Here is an 18,740-nt window from a genome sequence, read left to right as displayed (position 1 = left end):
TAACTATTCCAAGAAATTATGGCTTAGAAAAACCTAATATTAAACCTTGAAAATTTTGCCCTACTGTCAGATCTAGTCTAAACTTTTACACCTTAACTATACTATTTGATTAATAGCGATTTCTATTATATCCACCATTTCCGCCCCGGTTGTTATATCCGCCGCTGCTTCTTTCGGTTTTTGGGCGTGCTATGCTTACGCCAATAGTCTTTCCTTCAAAATTGGTGTCGTGTAATCCCGATATGGCATTTTGCCCTTCGGTATCATTTGGCATTTCTACAAAACCGAATCCGCGAGACCTTCCGCTTTCCCTGTCTGTGATAATCTTTGCAGATTCAACTTCACCATACGCTGCAAATAATTCCTGTAAACTCTCGCTTGTTGTGCTAAAGTTTAGATTTGATACATAAATGTTCATTCTTTTTCTTAAATTAATTATTATTGATTACTGGCCGTCCTTATTGGCAAGAGTAATCCTTACGGCATTCATGCCTTTTTGACCACGTTCCAATTCGAATGTCACCATATTTCCTTCTGTAATGGAAGCCGGAGCACTGCTCACATGGAAAAAATATTTATCCGTACTTCCTGTATGTTTAATAAAACCATATCCCTTATCGGGGTTAAAGTATTCTACACGCCCATTCAATATAGGATCTTCCAGATCTTCTTTTTTCGGTGTAGAAACAGCTATATTTTCGATCTTGATTTTTCGTTTATTAGTGAGGTCGGGAGGAGTACTGGTTATAACTCCGTTTTCATCTACATAAGCAATCATATCCTCAAAAGAATCGGCTGGATTATTTTTTCTTTCTTCCCGTTTTTGCTGTTTTTCTTTTCTTTTTTGTTGTTTGTTTTTTTCTATTTCTCTCTTGTTAAATGAGTTTGATTTAGCCATACTTATTCTTAAAATATCTTTGTTTTTTTATAATGAATACTTATTATTTTTATCACAGCAATTCTCTAGAAACTATATCTTCGATTTATGCAATTCTATATATTTCTCCACACGGGCATCTATCTCTTCCTGTGATAAATGAGCCGGAAGTTCAATTGTAGTCCTGTCACTAATTACGACATGGATAACATCTCCGGCACGCTCCTTTGCATTTTTCAGCACTGACTCGGCTTGTTGTGTTGCCGAAGTTCTTTCAGAACGGGTTATTTCACCTTCTTTCTTATTTGCTGAAGAATTCTGTTTTGCTACCATATATTGTAGTTTTAGTGAATGTTTATTATTGACTCGATACTGTAAGACACTTTCCTGTAAGTTTCTGAATATCCTTGAGCAAGCCTTGTTCATCCTGAGCACAGAATATCAAGGCCATTCCTGTATTCCCGGATATATCTTCTTATTGTTTCTTCTACCAGACTATAGTTCATGAGACAGCCCTATTGTTAATAATGTCCTTTTTTCCGCCAGGGTAAATTCTTCTTTCAGCCTGTATACAACTTCTTTTACGCTGCTTATTTTCTGTGCCAGATGTGCATTTACTCCGGCAAAAGCATACCCTTTTCTCATATCACCTTTTGCAGCATTAAATAATGCTTTCATAATACAATAGGGGCTCTTCGTAAAGTCGCAGGTTTTTATACAATGTACAGGACAGTTTTTAGGAACTTCTAATCCATCGGCAACACGTTTGAGAAATTCTCCTTTAATGGCACGCCCGGGCATCCCTACGGGACTGTTGATTATCATTAAGTCGTCTTCTTTAGCAGTAAGATAGACCTGCTTGAAGGCTTCTGAAGCATCGCATTCGTCTGTAGTAACAAATATTGTTCCCATCTGTACAGCTGATGCCCCCATTTCGATAAAACGGTATATATCCCCTCCTGAAGATATCCCACCTGCGGCAATAACTGATATCGTTTTTATTCCTTTATATAATGAAACTGTTTCTATGACCTCGGGAATTATCTGTTCCAGAGAATACAGGTTATCATCGATTTGCTCTTTTTTGAATCCTAAATGCCCTCCTGCTTTCGGGCCTTCTACAACGATCGCATCAGGAAGGTAACCGTAATTATTATGCCATTTCTCGCAAATTATTTTTGAGGCCCGGGCGGAAGAAACGATCGGAACTAACTTGGTTTTACTATCCACAGTCCGATAAGATGGCAGGTCCAACGGTAGTCCTGCTCCGGCAAATATGACATCCGCTTTTTCTTCGATGGCTGTACGCGCCATATCTGCAAAATTGGATAAAGCCACCATTATATTGACTCCTATTATGCCGGTTGTTTTTTCTCTGGCTAAACGCAACTCTTCTTTTAGCCCCCAAATGCTGCTCTTAATAAAATCTCCGTGGCCTTTATGGATAAGTCCCAAACCGGCACACGATATAACTCCTATCCCTCCTTCATTGGCTACCGCTGATGCTAAACCGGACAAAGATACGCCTACACCCATTCCACCTTGGATAACCGGAAGTTTAACTTCCATATTCCCTATAAAAAATGATTTCATCTTATTTACAAAAATGTGTTACGACAAAAGCATTACACATTCTCGTAACTGATTAATACCATAAACAAGAAAGTTAATTTTGTTGTCGATTTTGACGATGGGAAGATCCGCTAACCAGCGCGGAGCAAAACATTGAGAAGATAGATACAATAAAAACCAGATTGCTCAAGTTTTAAAGATACGAAAGAAAAACGACTTATTTATTGTTTTACAATATTTTATAATAAAGACATTATAATATTTCTTTATTTAATGTCTCATGATGCGTTCCGCAATGCTATCCCGTATACCCTTTTTAGCCGCAATCGTCCGAAAAGTATGTCTGGCTACGTGTATAATTCGTAGAAAAACGGTAATCAGCGAATTGAAGCAAGTATAACGTAAGTAATTTAGAATGAGTAGTTTTTCTCTTTTCTGCGTCATCAGGTAAAATGAATTTTGGCAGAATATAGCAGTATTTACGTTACCAATCCGTTACCACGATAGTTACCGGATTAAAACAGGTAACTCATAGCAGATCGCAGAAACATCATTCGGTTTGTTTGTTCTGATTCACAGTATTTTGCACAACAAAGAGCACTTGTAAAACAGGTAACTTTGCCTAAAGGCAAAGCCCACAAAATTATAAGTGTTATGAAACAAGAAAAATTCAAGGTTTTGCTTTACCTGAAAAAAAGCAGCCCCGATAAGTCGGGTAAAACTCCCATCATGGGAAGAATTACTATCGGTAGGTCTATGTCGCAGTTCAGCCTGAAACTTTCCTGTACTCCCGGGTTGTGGAATCCCCGCGAAAGCCGCCTGGATGGTAAAAGCCGTGAAGCAGTAGTCACCAATGCCAAAATAGAGGAACTATTGCTTGCTGTCCATTCGGCTTATGATACGCTCATAGAGCGTAACCGGCCTTTCGATGCCGAATCAGTCAAAAACCTCTTTCAGGGAAGTATGGGCGCACAAACAACCCTGCTCGTACTTCTCGACAAGTATATTGACGGACTGAGAGCCCGTATCGGAATAGATGTTGCCCCGACCACCTTAAGTGGTTACGTGTACACCCACCGTTCATTAGGCAAATTCATCAAAAAGAAATTTAAAACAAAGGATATTGCTTTCGGACAATTAAACGAACAGTTCATCCGGGAATATCAGGATTTTGTTCTGGTCGAACAGGGCTATTCAATGGATACAGTTCGCCACTATCTGGCTATCCTGAAAAAGATGTGTAAGATTGCTTTCAAAGAAGGTATTTCCGAGAAACTGCATTTTGTCCATTACAAACTACCCAAACAAAAAGAAGCCACTCCCAAAGCATTAAGCAGGGAAAGTTTTGAAAAAATCCGAGATTTGGAAATTGCCCCTAACCGTCATTCTTATCTGCTTACCCGTGACTTGTTTCTCTTCGCTTGCTATACCGGTACTTCTTATGCGGATATAGTCCACATAAGAGAAGAGAATCTGTTTACAGATGAAGATGATAACCTTTGGCTTAAATACCGCAGAAAGAAAACGGACTTTCAACCTGTCGTAGTTTTACGGTGCCTCGCAACGGAACCGAATCGTTTTTATAACAGGGTGTCTTACCACTCCACGGCGTAACCGAAAACGTAGGCTTTGCTATCTATGATGCGAATTACGGGATTGTCGTCGTTTAGCAATTCGTTACTTTCGACATGTTCCAGCCACAAACGGCTATGCGTACTTTTGCCTGTTCCACTCTTGCCTAAAAAGACAAAACCTTGTTCATCGTTTTTAATAACAGAAGCGTGTATCAGTAAAGTGTCGAGGTTGGAAGTTGCAAAGACGTAGAGCAGCATCAAACAGTTGTTGAGACAGAAAAAATGATGTCGCTCATCATTAGGCAGTTGAACCTGTGCTTCTTTAAAGCATGCATCTACATCCATCGTGCAAAACTCTTCACTCTCAGGATAGGCAATTCGGAAACGTAAATACCCTTTTAGGGATTTGAGAATACTGATTGAGGCTATATCGTCGTCAAACGCCCCAATATGTTTATAAGTATTGTGATCAAAAATATTGCCTGCTACCGAAAGGCTAAACAGATATTCGTCTCCATTCTCTACAAAAAATAGAGAATAGTTGGACAAGATTTCATCCCCAATGACTTTGTTGGGAAAAGATAGCCGGAAAGTGTGTCTGGCTATCTGATAAAATGAATTTTCGATATTCTGATATTTAAATTTGTTTATAAATCCCCATCTTTCCAATTACCTGTGCCCCCATAACACCAAATACAGTTCCAGCACCAACAAGCTCTAGCCAACCAAGTAAATTGCTCTTTTTTTCATAAAAATGTATAATAGCGAACGCGATTACTGGTGTTGGGCCAATTATACTTATTGATTCTTGTTTATGAAAAATGTCATCAAAAGAATGACCTTTTTTTGTACATAGATTACCTGCTGAATAGTATGTACTTCCAGGAAAGGATGCTCCTCCACAATTTCCTATGAAGGATTTTTTAAATTGATTTGGAATGCTTTCTGTGTGATATGTCACCAGTACTCTAACATAAAAAAGCAAACTTATTAAGTCAGCCCTGTAATAGTTGGGCGTCTTCTCTCCACAATCATATATCTCTCCAATGCTTGAACATATGTTGTCCATTTGTTCTTCGTTAATTTCTAAGTTTTTATGACTCTCCCTGTATGACTTAATATACTCCTCTGCCGTTAATCTGTGTTCTTTTTCTACCATGATATAATCGTTTTGTTATTATCCGATTTTTAATTTCTAATTTGCACATCAATATAATAGCTATAACCGGCTTTAAGACCTTCATTTAACCAATCCTCCATAAAATTGTATATCACACCAGCGCTTTCCTGATTGTAGAAGATAACCCAGATATGCAGGAGTTTATAAAAAAGAATCTGGCTCTAGTATATAATGTACTTTTGGCAAATGATGGCATGGAAGGAATAAAATTATTGGAAAGGGAGGAAGTAGACCTTATCATAAGCGATATTATGATGCCCAATATGGATGGGATAGAATTCTGTAATAAGGTAAAGAGTAGTTTTCTCTGGAATCATATTCCTTTGGTAATGTTGACGGCCAAGACCAATATTGCATCGAAGATTGAAGCGCTGGAGATAGGAGCTGATGCCTATGTAGAGAAATCATTTTCTATCTCATTCCTTTCGGTGCAGATAAGAAATCTACTCGAATCGAGACGAAACCTGTTGAAGAAATTTACGGAGACACCATTTGCCTCTTTGAAAAGCATTGCAGGAAACAGGGAAGACGAAGAGTTCCTTGCAAAGGTAAACGATATTATAGAAAAGAATATTGCCAATGTTGATTTCACTTTCGAGCATTTAGCCGAAGAGCTTCATGTCAGTAGTTCCGGTTTATTTGCCAAGATAAAAAACCTGTCGGGTATCACCTCGAATAAACTGTTGCTGATGGTAAGACTGAAAAGAGCGACAGAATTATTGAATGAAAATAAGTACCGGGTAAATGAGGTCTGCTATATGGTCGGATTTAATAATCCGTCGTATTTTGCCAAATGTTTCCAAAAAACAGTATGGAGTATTGCCGTCTGATTTTCTGGAAAGGCGCGATAAATCCTGATACTATTCTTTAGTCTTGGATAGCCTGTATTCTTTCGGCGACATGTCATATTGCTTCGAGAATTCCCTGTAGAAATAAGACTTGTTGGTAAATCCGGATTTGAACATGATCTCGGATACGGTCAGCTTTGTAGTTATCAAAAGCTGTGACGCGTAATTGAGCCGGATTGTTCTTACAAATTCGCTGGGGGTCTTATCTGCCATGTCCTTTAATTTCCGGTACAATGTTGCTTTACTCAACCCAAGAGCGTCGGCTATTGCATTGGGGTTTAATGATTCGTCGTCCATGTTTTTCTCAATGAATGACACTATCTCCTGCAACAATCGTTCATCATCCTGATGGATCGTAATCCCATCTTTTATAGTAATAGATGAAAGGCTCGAATTGAAAAAATCTTTCAGTACGGAACGTTTATTTATCAGGTTCTGCACGGTAGTCAACACATGACGTGGATGGAAAGGCTTTGTAATATACAGATCCGCTCCATGTTGATATGCATTGATATGGTCTTCCACCGAGCTTTTCGCCGATACATTTATAATTGGTATATGCGCCGTCTTCGGATCGGATTTGAGTTTATCTATAAGCCCCATTCCATCCATATTTGGCATCAGTACGTCACTTAATATTATATCGGGCATATTCTGTTCTATCATCGATACCGCCTCTTCCCCGTCTCCGGCCTCACTGATATTATAGTAGGGGCTTAGTATATCTTTAAGAAATTCCCGTATATTTTTTTCGTCTTCGACAATCAAAATCGAGATATCTTTCTTATCATAGATTTGCGGACTTATAGCTATCCGGTCATCATCTTGGCTGTCTATTGCTGAAATCAGCTGATTGGATTTCATCGGAGGAATATCTATTTCGAACATGACGTATTCTCCCAGTTTGCTTGATACACTGATTTCTCCACCGAGCATTTCGGTCAGGCTTTTTGTCAGACCTAGTCCGATGCCTGTACTTGTTGAATTTTGTAACTTGGATGTTTCCAGGATTTTGAAGCGGTTAAACACTTCGGACATCTGCCTGTCCGTCAGTCCCTTCCCTGAATTCCTGATACTTATATGCAGATTATTGTTTTGTGTAACACTGATATGTATAAAGCCATTTGCCGGCGTATATTTGAAAGCATTAGAAATAAGATTGAATATAATTTTTTCCAATGAATTACGGTCGGTAATAATAGTAGATATACTATCCGTCTCTACCCTGAATTCTATTTTGTTTTCCTGTGCTATTTCCGTATAGTTATCCGTGATATATTCTATCAAAAGTTTTATATCTATGCTTTCCGGATGCAGAGGTGTGTGTCCCGATTCTACTTTCCGGAACTCCATCAGTTCGTTGATCAGTTTTTGCATCCTGTCGGCATTGTTTTTAATTATTTGTATATACCGTTTGGTATATCCGTCAAGATCCGCTTTCTCGAGCAGGTGCTGTGCGGGTCCGTATATAAGAGTGAGCGGAGTAAAGAATTCGTGAGCGACATTGGTGAAGAAATTGAGTTTCGACTCATGCATTTTTTGCTGGTTCTGCTTTTCGATATGTTCGAGCAGTAATTGCCTGTTGAGCCTGATCCTGTTTCTTATCACTGAATATGCTATATACACGATAATAAGGGCCAGTATGGTGTATATGATAAAAGCAACTGTACTCAGCCACCACGGATATGCCACATCTATGCTTAAAGTATATATATTATCACCCCATACCCTGTCGCCGTTTGTCACTTTTACTTCCAGCCGATATTTTCCGGGAGGCAATTTTGTGAATACAATGTTAGGGTTGTTGCCATTGTTTATCCATTCATCCGAAAAGTTGAGCAAACGATAATCATATTCACAATTTTCGTTGTTGATGAAATCATGCGCAATAAATGAGAATGTTACGTATGCCTCGTCATATGCCAGTTTTAGTGTATTATCATTTATTCGTTCATTTATATTCTGCGCCGTGTTGAATATCCTGAGATTACTCAACCCAATAGATGGGTTAAAGTCTCTCAGATGTATCTTTTCCGGGTTGAAATAGTTGAATCCGTTCACCCCTCCGAAATAGAGTATCTTATCTTCATCCTTATAATAGGCTCCATCAGAGAATTCGTCGTTCTGAAGTCCGTCTTTCGATGAATAATTTGTAATACTATTGTCGAAAAGATTGATGCGGGAAATTCCCTGATTGGTGCTGATCCATATATTATCTGTCTCATCTTCAAGAATACCGTGTATTGTATTGTTGGCCAGTCCTTCCTTTTCTGTATATTCCCGTATTCCTGATAGATTGTTGCTCAATCCGAGGCGGTTAAGCCCATAGCTTGTGCCAATCCACAGACTTTCTGTATCCCTTGTCAGGGAAAGAACGTCATTGTTTGTCAGGGAAAGATTATTGTCTATATCTTCTATCCGTTCAAATGATTTATCCTCTATATTAAACCGGCTTATGCCTCCTCCACGCGTACCCAGCCATAACTGGTTTTTATTCACTCCCGAAGTTATTGAGTATATAACATTGTTATTAAGGGAATTATGTTTATCGGCAGATGTATATTGTTCTATATCCTGCACTTCATAGTGGTTTGCTCTTTTTGTCAATGCTATTTTTATCAGTCCGTAGCCGGATGTTCCTAGCCATAATAGCGAGTCATTACTTGTAAAATGGATGCTGTAAACTGCTCTAAAGACAGGATGTTTCGCCGGAATACTTAATCTGTACAATTGCTTATCTTTCGATAATATGTTGATACCTTCACCTTCAGTACCGATGAATATGTCTCCCGACTGGTTCTTTTTTATTGTATATACAGAATTTGATATTAATCCCGAACTGATATTTAAGAAGTCGGATAATTTCCCTGTTTCCTTTTCTAATATCTTGATCCCGTCCCCCTTCGTTCCCACTAATATTTCATTCCGGTTATACTGACAAAAGCTTCTTACCGGATGGTTCGTATAAACTGTTTTGAACGGAGAGTCATATTCGTATACTTTAAGTATGCCTTGCCCGTCTGTTCCTACCCAAAGTATATCCTGACTGCCTGAAAAAAGCGAGAATATGGATACTCTGGGAGAAATACTTTGTATTGGCTGATATACTTTCGTGTTCAGATTATAGGTTTCACAGCCTCCTTCGTAATAGCTTATCAATAAGTTATCCTTATAATACACAATCTGGGAGATAGTCTTGTCCTTGTCAAAGTCAATAGTACTTGGATAAAGGTTTCTGTCATCTATTATTTTCAGATATCCCCGATAGTTCAGTACCAGCATATTATTATGTAGCATGAATATATTGGATACAGGCTTTTCCTGCTCTAAATATCTGGGTTGGGATAATGTAATCTCTTTATCCTGATATAATAATTTAGACTGTTGCAGTCTTCCGTTTTCATATAAGAAATATATATTATCGTTTCCATCAATCGCAAAGGTTTTGACAGTACCGTCAGTTAGAGAATGGTTTACCGGGATAAATGTCTGCTGTCCGGCATCGAAACGGAATAATCCTTGCTGCTTTACATAGCATATTATATCCTTTTGAGAGGTTGTACTTATCAGAAAAGACTTCTCTTGCTTCGGTATCTGATGTTCTGTTCCTAGAAAATAATTCGTAAATCCCTGAGTTTGTTTATCCCATCTGTTCACACCGTAATCCGTCGCTATCCAGAGATGGTTTGTATCAGACTCCATAATTTGCCGGATTACATTATTGCTTATCGAGGATTTGTTATTCCGGTTGTAACGGTAGGTTTTAAAATCTCTCCCGTTATACGAGTTGAGGCCGTCCCATGTGCCTATCCATATTGTTTGTTCCGAATCTTCGAAAATACAGTTTACAGAATTATTGGACAGCCCGTCGGTGTTCGACAGTTGTTTGACTGTATTCTGGGAATAAGCAATCGCAGGTATTATAAAGAAACAGAATATAATACCGGAGATAATAGAATATATGGTTTTGAATGAATTCATATTACAAAGATATCAGCATATCGAATCGCAAATTTAAACGAAATATGTTGTATAGCATGTGTATACCCTTTTGAGAATATAGTATACCTCTTTCCAGATGCGGGGTTATAGATTTGTTGCGAATTCGGAATTGTAATGATACTAATTTTTAATCATGAAAAATATGGATATAGCAAAAAGATTTTCTCAAAACCCATTATTAAAACCTTCAGACCTGAAACCGGGAATCGAAGGTATGGAAATAACCTGCCTCCTGAATCCGGGTGTTTTCAGATTTGATGGCAAAATCTGGCTGCTGCTACGTGTGGCCGAGCGTCCCACTCAAAAAGAGGGAATCATCAGCTTCCCGGTATATAACAAAGATGGTAAAATAGAAGTTCTGTCTTTCGATGCTAAAGATCCTAAACTGGATGCATCCGATCCGCGCGTGATAGGATATGAAGGTAAGAATTACCTGACAACAATGTCATACCTCCGATTGGTTTCCAGTGAAGATGGGATTCACTTCAAAGAGGAAAGTGAATATCCTCCTATTTTCGGAGAGGGTAAGCTGGAATCGTTTGGCATTGAGGATTGCAGGGTGGCTACGACAGAAGACGGTTTTTTCCTGACCTTTACCGAAGTGTCGCCTGTCGCAGTCGGAGTAGGGCTTATACATACCCGGAACTGGAAGGACTATACACGTCATGGCATGATATTCCCTCCGCATAACAAAGATTGTGCATTGTTTGAAGACAAAATAAATGGAAAATATTTTGCATTGCATCGCCCTAGTAGCCCCGAATTAGGAGGGAATTACATCTGGGTAGCCGAATCGCCGGATCGTTTCCATTGGGGTAACCACAGATGTATTGCTACCACTCGTGACGGCATGTGGGATTGTGCCCGCATAGGAGCAGGAGCAGCTCCGGTAAGAACGGAGGCAGGATGGCTGGAGATATATCACGGCGCTGATTTCAATCACCGTTATTGCCTTGGTGCTCTCTTGTTGGACCTGAATGATCCGTCTAAAGTTCTGGCACGCAGTACAGGTCCTATTATGGAGCCAATCGCACCATACGAGCAAACCGGATTTTTCGGTAATGTGGTATTTACAAACGGGCATCTGGTAGACGGCGATACTATAAAAATGTATTATGGTGCGAGCGATGAGGTTATTTGCGGAGCCGAGTTCTCAATAGCAGAAATCCTGAATACATTAAAATAAACCATCGGTTAAAAATCTGAAATGAACAAACTGAAAAAAGAATACATGTTCTTTAAACAGCAAGAGCCGAATATGCGTACCTTGCTGATGACCAATATGCTCTATGCATTGGTTCTCCCTGTAGTGGAAATATTTGTGGGAGCCTATGTTATGCGCAATACCAGCGACCCCATATCGGTCGCGTTCTACCAACTGTTTATGTATATAGGAATTGTTGCGACCTCATTCCTGAATGGATACCTGCTTCGCTCTGTTAATGTAAAGACATTGTATGCGGGGGGGATTCTTGTAAGCGGATTATCTATGTTTGCAATGATGTCTGTCAAATCGCTTGGTTTTGTGGAACTGGGGGTAGCAGGCTTTGCAATGGGTGCCGCGTCAGGTTTTTTCTGGACAAACAGGTATCTGCTGACGCTGAATAATACAACGGATAGCAACCGGAACTATTTCTTCGGACTGGAATCATTCTTTTTCTCCATCGCTTCCATTAGCGTTCCGCTGGTGATAGGAGCTTTCCTGAGTCAGATAGATGGTAAAGAATTGTTTGGCATGGTAGTGAATATAAATCTGGCTTATCAGCTTGTAACCATCGGTGTCATCATATTGACGGTTATCGCGTGTATTGTACTGTGGAAAGGAAAATTTACCAATCCCGTACAGAAAGATTTTATATACTTCCGCTTTTGCCTTCTTTGGCGCAAGATGTTAGTCCTTTCGTCTTTGAAAGGCATGGTTCAGGGTTTTCTGGTTACAGCTCCGGCAATTCTGGTGCTCAAACTTGTCGGTGATGAGGGGGCGTTGGGGCTTATACAGGGAGTTAGCGGAGCATTAACAGCGATTCTTGTCTATGTTCTGGGACGTATAGCCCAACCTAAAGACAGGCTTAAAATATTTGTGGCGGGGTTAATTATATTCTTTGCAGGAACCTTATTCAATGGAATTTTGTTTACAGCGACAGGAGTGATTATTTTCGTATTATGTAAAGTGATTTTCCAGCCATTATTCGATTTGGCTTACTTCCCTATTATGATGCAAACTATAGATGCCGTTGTGAAAATAGAGAAACGCAACGAGTACACTTATATCCTCAGTCACGAATTCGGCTTATTTATCGGACGAGCAGCCGGATTGATCCTGTTTATTATACTGGCCTTCGGGGTTTCGGAAGATTTCGCTCTGAAGTACGCCCTTATTCTGGTGGGAGCTATCCAGCTGATAGCTTATCCTTTAGCAAAGAACATTATCAAACAAACTAATACTATTAATGAAAATGAGCAAAACTAAAACATCTTTAATCTGTTTGGTTTCCTTGCTATCAATGGCTTGTTCCGAAAAGAACATTTCATACGGGAGCAAAGTAGAGCAGGTCTCGATTGCACGGGTCGATTCTATGCCCGATATGCCCGGCTCTTATAAAATGCTGGATTGGGAAGCCAAGGCCAAGTCGTTTGATAGCTTTGTTTTCGACTGGAACAATAAGAGTGAAGTAGGCTCGATGATATGGCTCGATGATAGCCGCAGGAACATAGATCAGCCTACATTCGGATTATACACAGCCGTAAAAGATATCCGTCAGGGTAAAAATACCAATAACGGGGAATTCCATGAAAGCCTGAACTCATTGGCCGCGCTTTTAGGAGCGGGGCTGGTAGGGATAGACAAAACGAATCAGGATGGATATAACTATGTAAAAATGGTTCAGAATTATTTCAACAAAGATAACGGGTGGAATATAGTGATGAATAATACAACGCCCGAAGTAGGCATGCTTGGCGGCGGATATGGTCGCGACTGGTGGTACGATGTATTTCCGAATGCGCTTTACTATGCCGTATGTGATGTTTTCCCCAATGTAGACGGAGCAGAACAGATACAACGCTCTATTGCCGAACAGTTTGTAAAAGCAGATTCTGTTTTGGCAGGGAACTACGATTATTCATACTTCGACTATGCACGGATGCAGGGAATGGTGAACCATATACCATTGCAACAGGATGCGGCGGGCGGCCATGCTTATGTATTGCTTTGTGCCTATAATAAGTTTGGTGATCCCCGTTATCTGGCTCATGCCAAGAATGCGACAGAAGCATTACTCTCCCAGAAAGAAAGCCGTTTCTATGAAATACTGTTGCCTTTGGGAGTGTATGCAGCTGCATATCTGAATGCGACGGAGGGTACAAATTACGATGTACAAAAGTTACTCGATTGGACCTTCGACGGTTGTAAGAATCCCGACGGACGTAATGGCTGGGGAATTATTGTGGGCAAATGGGGCGATTATGAGGTGAACGGACTTCAGGGTAGTATTATCGACGGTGGAGGCTATGCCTTCCTGATGAATAGTATTAAACCTGCATGGCCTTTCGTGTCTATGGTAAAGTATGAACCGCAATATGCTAAGGCTATCGGCAAATGGATGCTCAACAATGCAAACGCATGCCGTCTGTTTTTCCCGATGGAAATTGATGATGAACATCAGTGGGACCCTGAGATGAAGAATATTACGAACGATAATATTTCATACGAAGGACTGCGCCGTGTAGATGATTACGGCAAGGCTTCACTCAAAGGAAAAACTCCGGTGGCTTTGGGCGATGGCCCTAAATGGGCGAAAGGAAATCCTCCGGCAAGCATGTTCAGCGTATATAGTTCCTCGCCTATGGGTATTTTCGGAGCTATAATAAAGGAGACAAATGTCAGGGGTATTCTTCAATTGAATTGTAATGCGACCGATTTCTACGCCGAACGTCACTATCCTGTTTATTTATATTACAATCCTCATAAAGAAAGTAAATCGGTAAAATATCCGGCAAAGGATATTGTAGACCTCTTCGATATTGTAAGTAAAGAATATGTCGCCAAAAATGTATCGTCTGACGGCGTGTTTGAAATTCCTGCCGGTGATGCGCGTATTATAGTAGAACTTCCTGCCGGGACAAAACTGGCTACAGATAATAATAAAGTAGTTGCAGATGGCAAATACACTATTGCATACAAATAATAAATCTCACAAACCAATAATAAATAAAACCATGTTAAAACGTTTATTTTTCACTTGTCTTTTACTTTTTGCCTTTGCGAATATATTTGCACAGGAAGTAAAAACAATCTCCGGTATGGTGACAGATTCATCTACAGGAGAAGCGTTGATCGGTGTTACAGTGGTAGAAACAGGAACTCCTAATGGTACTGTAACTGATATTGACGGTAAATTTACCCTGAATATTAAGGGTGATAAGATTACGGTTTCCTATGTCGGGTTCAATGCTCAGGAAATCACAGTATCCAAATCTACTGAAATGAATGTAAGGCTTATACCTAACACAGAACTGGATGAGGTAGTCGTTGTAGGCTATACCTCAATGAAGAAAAGGGAAGTGCTGGGTGCCGTAAGTAAGGTAAACTCGAAGGAGTTGACACAAGTTCCTGCTCCGGGAGTATCTGAGGCACTTCAGGGACGAGTTGCCGGTGTCCAGGTCACTTCCGCGACAGGGGCTCCGGGAGCCGGAGTTACCGTGCGTGTACGTGGTACAGGTTCTATAAACTCTTCGAATGATCCTCTATATATTATAGACGGGATTCCTTCCGAAAACGGATTGAACTCTATTGTTCCTTCCGATATTGAGAATATTTCGGTGCTGAAAGATGCATCTTCTGCTGCTATATATGGTTCCCGTGCAAACAATGGGGTTGTGTTGGTCACTACTAAAAAAGGGCAGAATGGCAAAGTGAAAGTTGCTTATAACGGTCAGTTCGGAGTACAGACTCACGGAAGCCTTCCAAAGATGGTAAATACGAACGAATATATAGATATTTATAATGTAGCGGCTAAAAATGATGGAAGAACATTGATAGAAGGCGGTCTGATTAAGGATTTCGCAAACATCAATCACTTGGATGAAATTTTCAGGACTGCGCTGCTGAATGTGCATGAATTGTCAGTCAGCGGAGGTAAAGATAAGTTTGACTATCTGGCATCGTTTTCTTATTACAATCAGGAAGGTATTATCAAGAATAGTGATTATGAAAAATTTTCGGGACGTGTAAACCTCAATTATAAAGCGACAAACTGGCTGAAACTAGGTCTGAATGTAAACGGAGGAAAGGCTAAGACTCATGTTGTGCCAAGTTCGGGAGATGGTTACGGTAGCAATGAAGGCGGTAGTGTTGTACGGTATGCATATATGCGTAATCCGGCAATTCCGACCTATGATGCAAACGGGAATTATGTGGATTTACCGAGCGAATATTTCGGACAGGCCGAATACAACAGCTTTTTCGGTGACGGTTACAATCCGGTAGGACTGGCGAACATGACCGACAGGGTAAGAGACGAAGATACTTTTCTGGGTAAATTCAATGTAGAAGCAAAACTGCCCTATAATATAGTTTGGAATTCCAATTTTGGGATCGACTATAAGAAAAGTGATTATAATATCAATAACAAAACATGGGGAACAAATGACAGGATAAATAATCCAAGTTCCCTGTTAGGGCAGAATAACGAAAGTCTGGGATGGACGCTAAACTCAGTCTTCAATACAGTTCAGACATTTAACGACGTGCATACATTGAATGCAATGGCAGGTACAGAAGCGATCCGCTACAATGGTACGGACAAAAATACATCTTCATCTGTAAATGGTGATACCTTCTATTCAAATGACTGGGCTTATTCTTTACTTTCATTCTTTGGTAAGGTCGATTATAATTATAACTATAAATACTATCTGTCGGCTTTAGTGCGTCAGGATGGATCTTCACGCTTTACAGAAGGAAACAGATGGGGTACATTTTACTCATTTTCTGCGGGATGGGATATCCATGAGGAAGATTTCATGAAATCAATTAAAGCGATTAATCTGTTGAAACTGCGTGCCGGATGGGGAGCTGTAGGTAATCAGAATATAGCTTTATATGCATATACAGACAAATATACACCATATTCAAACTACCCTTTCGGTGGAAATCCATCTGTTGGATATATTCAGAGCCAGTTGGGTAATGATAAGTTGAAATGGGAGACCAGTAAACAGTTTAACCTTGGATTGGATATGGCCTTCGGAAAGGGGGAATACGGCTTTAGCGTAGATTATTATAATAAGAAATCGAGCGACATGCTTGTGCGCGCACCATTACCTCCGTCTATTGGTAACGCTTCCCCTTATTGGGTGAATGCCGGAAAGGTGTTGAATGAAGGTGTTGATGTAGAACTGTTTGTTCGCAAGCAATACAAGGATATGGGCTTTTCCGCCTCACTGAACTGGGGCTACCTGCACAATGAAGTACTGGAACTGGATGCGCCTATACAGGCAGGACGTGTGGATAATGGCGTTTTTGCAAAATATATAGAAAAAGGATATTCTATCGGTTCATTTTATCTTTATCAGATGGATGGAATATTCCAGAATGAAGAGGAAATCGTGAAATCAGCATATCAGGGAGCAAATGTAAAACCGGGGGATGTCAAATATAAAGACCTGAACAACGACGGTGTAATTGACGAAAAAGACAGGGGGCATGTAGGCTCTTCTATCCCAAAACAGACACTCGGACTTAATCTTCAGGGTAATTATAAGAACTGGGACTTGTCGATATTCTTTCAGGGCGCATTCGGTCACGATATATATCACCAGATGACTACTGAAACAGAAGGATTTTTCAGAGGTTTCTCCGTATCGAAAGATATGTATGATAATTACTGGAGAGGAGAAGGAACTTCTAACGAATATCCGAGACCGTCATGGAGTGCTAAATCGAATAATGCGATAGCATCTACACGTTTTCTGGAAGACGCTTCATACCTGAGACTAAAGAACATTCAACTGGGATATACTTTCCCTATCAAATCAAGATACATCAGCAGCCTGAGGGCGTTCGGTAGCGCTACCAACCTGTTCACCTTTACCGGATACAAGGGACTCGACCCTGAAATGACAGTAAGTTCCAATTCGACAGGAGAAGGTGATATGGCCAATGGTATAGACTGGGGGACTTATCCTGTTTCTAAATCCTTTACATTCGGAGTAAACATAACCTTTTAAAAAATTACCTGATATGAAAAAAATAATAACAATACTAACTATATTAGGGACATTCTCCTTCAGTTCGTGTAACGATTTTCTGAATGAAGAACTGGACGGTGAATATACATCCAACAATATATACAATACCGAAGAGGAGGCAAATCTGGCATTGACCGGAGTATATAACAGCTTGAGTTTTACCACTTCTTCAAATATGATCTGGGTCTTCGGAGATGTAGCATCCGACGATGCCGTGAAAGGTGGAAGTGCTTCCGACCAGGCTGAGATAGGTATGATAGACGAGTTTAATATCAAATCGGACAACGGGATTTTGCTTTCATACTGGAAATTTGCTTATGAAGGCATTAATCGTGCCAACAATGTAATACATGCTAATTATGGCGCAGGTGTTGATGATGGTGTCAAGCAGCAGATGATTGCTCAGGCTAAATTTATCAGGGCATATTATTACTTTAATCTGGTGAATATCTGGGGTAAAGTACCTTTGAGAATAGAGCCGGTAAGTACTTCTAATGTAAATATGGGATTGAGCGAAGTTTCTCCGATATACCGGCAGATAGAACAAGACCTGAATGATGCTGCCGGAGTATTACCTCCGTCTTATACGCAAACAGCAGATAAAGGCCGGATAACCAAAGGCGCTGCTTACGGTTTGCTGGCTAAAGCCCAGTTATATCAGAAGAAATGGGATGATTGTATAACAACTATTACAACCAAGTTAGAACCGCTGAGCCTTTATGGACTTGAAACTAATTATGAAGACTTGTTCAAATTAGGAGCTGAAGATAGCAGGGAGGCTATATTTGCAATCCTGCACGAAAGCAATCAAAATCCCGGGTTGGGTAATTCTCTGAACCAGTGGTTTGCACCGCTTGTAGAAGGAGGGTATTACTTCAATGCACCAACAAATAATTATGTTCTGAGTTTCAGTGAACAAACAACTACAGGACAGACCGATCCCCGCCTCGATGCTTCAATCGGACGTTCAGGTAAAGAATGGTTGAACGACGATGTATTTGACCTTACATGGAGCATTACCGGCTATCTGGTGAAAAAGCATAATCAACCATTGGCAGAAGTGCCTGCCGGAACAAAGGGCGATGGTGGACTGCCGTATATTTACCTGCGTTATGCCGATATCTTGCTGATGAAAGCAGAAGCATATACAGAAACAAACGATCTGGATAAGGCTGCCGCAGCTCTTAAGCTGGTAAGGGACAGAGCCGGACTTGCCTATGCAAAACCTGTGAATCAGGAGCAAATGCGTTCGGTTATCTATCTGGAACGTCGTCGCGAGCTTGGTTTTGAATTCCATCGTTTCTTCGATCTGATGCGTTGGGGAAAAGACGTGGCAACTCAGGCTTTAGGTTCTGATTTCAAATGGCAGGAGCCTCGCTATTATTTCCCTATACCGCAGAATGAATTGGATTCAAACAATGGTATTTAATCAACTA

General features: G+C 40.2%; 13 protein-coding genes and 1 pseudogene. 7 read left to right on the top strand and 7 right to left on the bottom strand.

What is annotated here, in order from left to right:
- Positions 1 to 109 precede the first annotated feature (109 nt).
- The 4 genes from GGR21_RS19675 to GGR21_RS19660 all read right to left on the bottom strand — a co-directional run bounded on the left by GGR21_RS19675 (position 110) and on the right by GGR21_RS19660 (position 2,470).
- Positions 110 to 418 (bottom strand): RNA recognition motif domain-containing protein, encoded by a 309-nt coding sequence (locus GGR21_RS19675; RefSeq protein WP_183308956.1) that lies wholly within the window; start codon positions 416 to 418, stop codon positions 110 to 112.
- A 27-nt stretch (positions 419 to 445) separates the two neighbouring features.
- Positions 446 to 898, bottom strand: coding sequence for a cold-shock protein (locus GGR21_RS19670; protein WP_183308955.1), 453 nt, complete (start codon positions 896 to 898; stop codon positions 446 to 448).
- A gap of 72 nt (positions 899 to 970) precedes the next feature.
- Positions 971 to 1,210, bottom strand: coding sequence for a hypothetical protein (locus GGR21_RS19665; RefSeq protein WP_006801039.1), 240 nt, complete (start codon positions 1,208 to 1,210; stop codon positions 971 to 973).
- Positions 1,211 to 1,372: 162 nt separating this feature from the next.
- Entirely contained in the window at positions 1,373 to 2,470 is a 1,098-nt protein-coding gene (locus GGR21_RS19660; RefSeq protein ID WP_183308954.1) for an NAD(P)H-dependent flavin oxidoreductase, read from the bottom strand.
- A 633-nt stretch (positions 2,471 to 3,103) separates the two neighbouring features.
- Here GGR21_RS19660 and GGR21_RS19655 point away from each other — a divergent pair.
- Positions 3,104 to 3,982, top strand: a pseudogene (locus GGR21_RS19655) (phage integrase SAM-like domain-containing protein); the annotation flags it as partial.
- A gap of 62 nt (positions 3,983 to 4,044) precedes the next feature.
- Here the strand turns inward: GGR21_RS19655 and GGR21_RS19650 are convergent.
- The gene (locus GGR21_RS19650) at positions 4,045 to 4,572 is read right to left on the bottom strand and encodes a hypothetical protein (protein WP_183308953.1); all 528 of its coding nucleotides are present in this window, start codon (positions 4,570 to 4,572) and stop codon (positions 4,045 to 4,047) included.
- 88 nt (positions 4,573 to 4,660) lie between these two features.
- Entirely contained in the window at positions 4,661 to 5,182 is a 522-nt protein-coding gene (locus GGR21_RS19645) for a VapA/VapB family virulence-associated protein (RefSeq protein WP_183308952.1), read from the bottom strand.
- Between the two features lie 152 nt (positions 5,183 to 5,334).
- On the opposite strand from GGR21_RS19645, the gene GGR21_RS19640 reads away from it, so the two are divergent.
- Positions 5,335 to 6,033: a response regulator transcription factor gene (locus GGR21_RS19640; protein ID WP_246348132.1), complete on the top strand. Its 699-nt coding sequence runs from the start codon at positions 5,335 to 5,337 to the stop codon at positions 6,031 to 6,033.
- 30 nt (positions 6,034 to 6,063) lie between these two features.
- Here the strand turns inward: GGR21_RS19640 and GGR21_RS19635 are convergent, their stop codons facing one another.
- Positions 6,064 to 10,032: a hybrid sensor histidine kinase/response regulator transcription factor gene (locus tag GGR21_RS19635; protein ID WP_221233048.1), complete on the bottom strand. Its 3,969-nt coding sequence runs from the start codon at positions 10,030 to 10,032 to the stop codon at positions 6,064 to 6,066.
- 163 nt (positions 10,033 to 10,195) lie between these two features.
- On the opposite strand from GGR21_RS19635, the gene GGR21_RS19630 reads away from it, so the two are divergent.
- From GGR21_RS19630 to GGR21_RS19610, 5 genes are read left to right on the top strand one after another with little or no spacing between them, the layout of a single operon-like run.
- Positions 10,196 to 11,239: a glycoside hydrolase family 130 protein gene (locus tag GGR21_RS19630; protein ID WP_183308951.1), complete on the top strand. Its 1,044-nt coding sequence runs from the start codon at positions 10,196 to 10,198 to the stop codon at positions 11,237 to 11,239.
- Between the two features lie 21 nt (positions 11,240 to 11,260).
- The gene (locus tag GGR21_RS19625) at positions 11,261 to 12,523 is read left to right on the top strand and encodes an MFS transporter (protein ID WP_183308950.1); all 1,263 of its coding nucleotides are present in this window, start codon (positions 11,261 to 11,263) and stop codon (positions 12,521 to 12,523) included.
- 34 nt (positions 12,524 to 12,557) lie between these two features.
- The gene (locus GGR21_RS19620; protein ID WP_394353499.1) at positions 12,558 to 14,240 is read left to right on the top strand and encodes a hypothetical protein; all 1,683 of its coding nucleotides are present in this window, start codon (positions 12,558 to 12,560) and stop codon (positions 14,238 to 14,240) included.
- 31 nt (positions 14,241 to 14,271) lie between these two features.
- A complete protein-coding gene (locus tag GGR21_RS19615; protein WP_183308948.1) occupies positions 14,272 to 17,283 on the top strand; it encodes a SusC/RagA family TonB-linked outer membrane protein in 3,012 nt (1,003 codons plus the stop codon).
- Positions 17,284 to 17,296: 13 nt separating this feature from the next.
- Positions 17,297 to 18,733: a RagB/SusD family nutrient uptake outer membrane protein gene (locus GGR21_RS19610; RefSeq protein ID WP_183308947.1), complete on the top strand. Its 1,437-nt coding sequence runs from the start codon at positions 17,297 to 17,299 to the stop codon at positions 18,731 to 18,733.
- Positions 18,734 to 18,740 lie beyond the last annotated feature (7 nt).

It is taken from the genome of Dysgonomonas hofstadii, assembly GCF_014196915.1.
In the GTDB taxonomy this organism is placed as follows: Bacteria; Bacteroidota; Bacteroidia; order Bacteroidales; family Dysgonomonadaceae; genus Dysgonomonas; species Dysgonomonas hofstadii.
Note: the sequence above shows the minus strand (reverse complement) of the source record. Positions and strands in the feature narration are given on the sequence as shown.

Excerpts from the sequence above, each read along its gene's own strand:
- GGR21_RS19675 (WP_183308956.1), bottom strand. The coding sequence starts at position 418 with ATGAACATTTATGTATCAAATCTAAACTTTAGCACAACAAGCGAGAGT.
- GGR21_RS19670 (WP_183308955.1), bottom strand. The coding sequence starts at position 898 with ATGGCTAAATCAAACTCATTTAACAAGAGAGAAATAGAAAAAAACAAA.
- GGR21_RS19665 (WP_006801039.1), bottom strand. The coding sequence starts at position 1,210 with ATGGTAGCAAAACAGAATTCTTCAGCAAATAAGAAAGAAGGTGAAATA.
- GGR21_RS19660 (WP_183308954.1), bottom strand. The coding sequence starts at position 2,470 with ATGAAATCATTTTTTATAGGGAATATGGAAGTTAAACTTCCGGTTATC.
- GGR21_RS19645 (WP_183308952.1), bottom strand. The coding sequence starts at position 5,182 with ATGGTAGAAAAAGAACACAGATTAACGGCAGAGGAGTATATTAAGTCA.
- GGR21_RS19640 (WP_246348132.1), top strand. The coding sequence starts at position 5,335 with ATGCAGGAGTTTATAAAAAAGAATCTGGCTCTAGTATATAATGTACTT.
- GGR21_RS19635 (WP_221233048.1), bottom strand. The coding sequence starts at position 10,032 with ATGAATTCATTCAAAACCATATATTCTATTATCTCCGGTATTATATTC.
- GGR21_RS19630 (WP_183308951.1), top strand. The coding sequence starts at position 10,196 with ATGGATATAGCAAAAAGATTTTCTCAAAACCCATTATTAAAACCTTCA.
- GGR21_RS19625 (WP_183308950.1), top strand. The coding sequence starts at position 11,261 with ATGAACAAACTGAAAAAAGAATACATGTTCTTTAAACAGCAAGAGCCG.
- GGR21_RS19620 (WP_394353499.1), top strand. The coding sequence starts at position 12,558 with ATGGCTTGTTCCGAAAAGAACATTTCATACGGGAGCAAAGTAGAGCAG.
- GGR21_RS19615 (WP_183308948.1), top strand. The coding sequence starts at position 14,272 with ATGTTAAAACGTTTATTTTTCACTTGTCTTTTACTTTTTGCCTTTGCG.
- GGR21_RS19610 (WP_183308947.1), top strand. The coding sequence starts at position 17,297 with ATGAAAAAAATAATAACAATACTAACTATATTAGGGACATTCTCCTTC.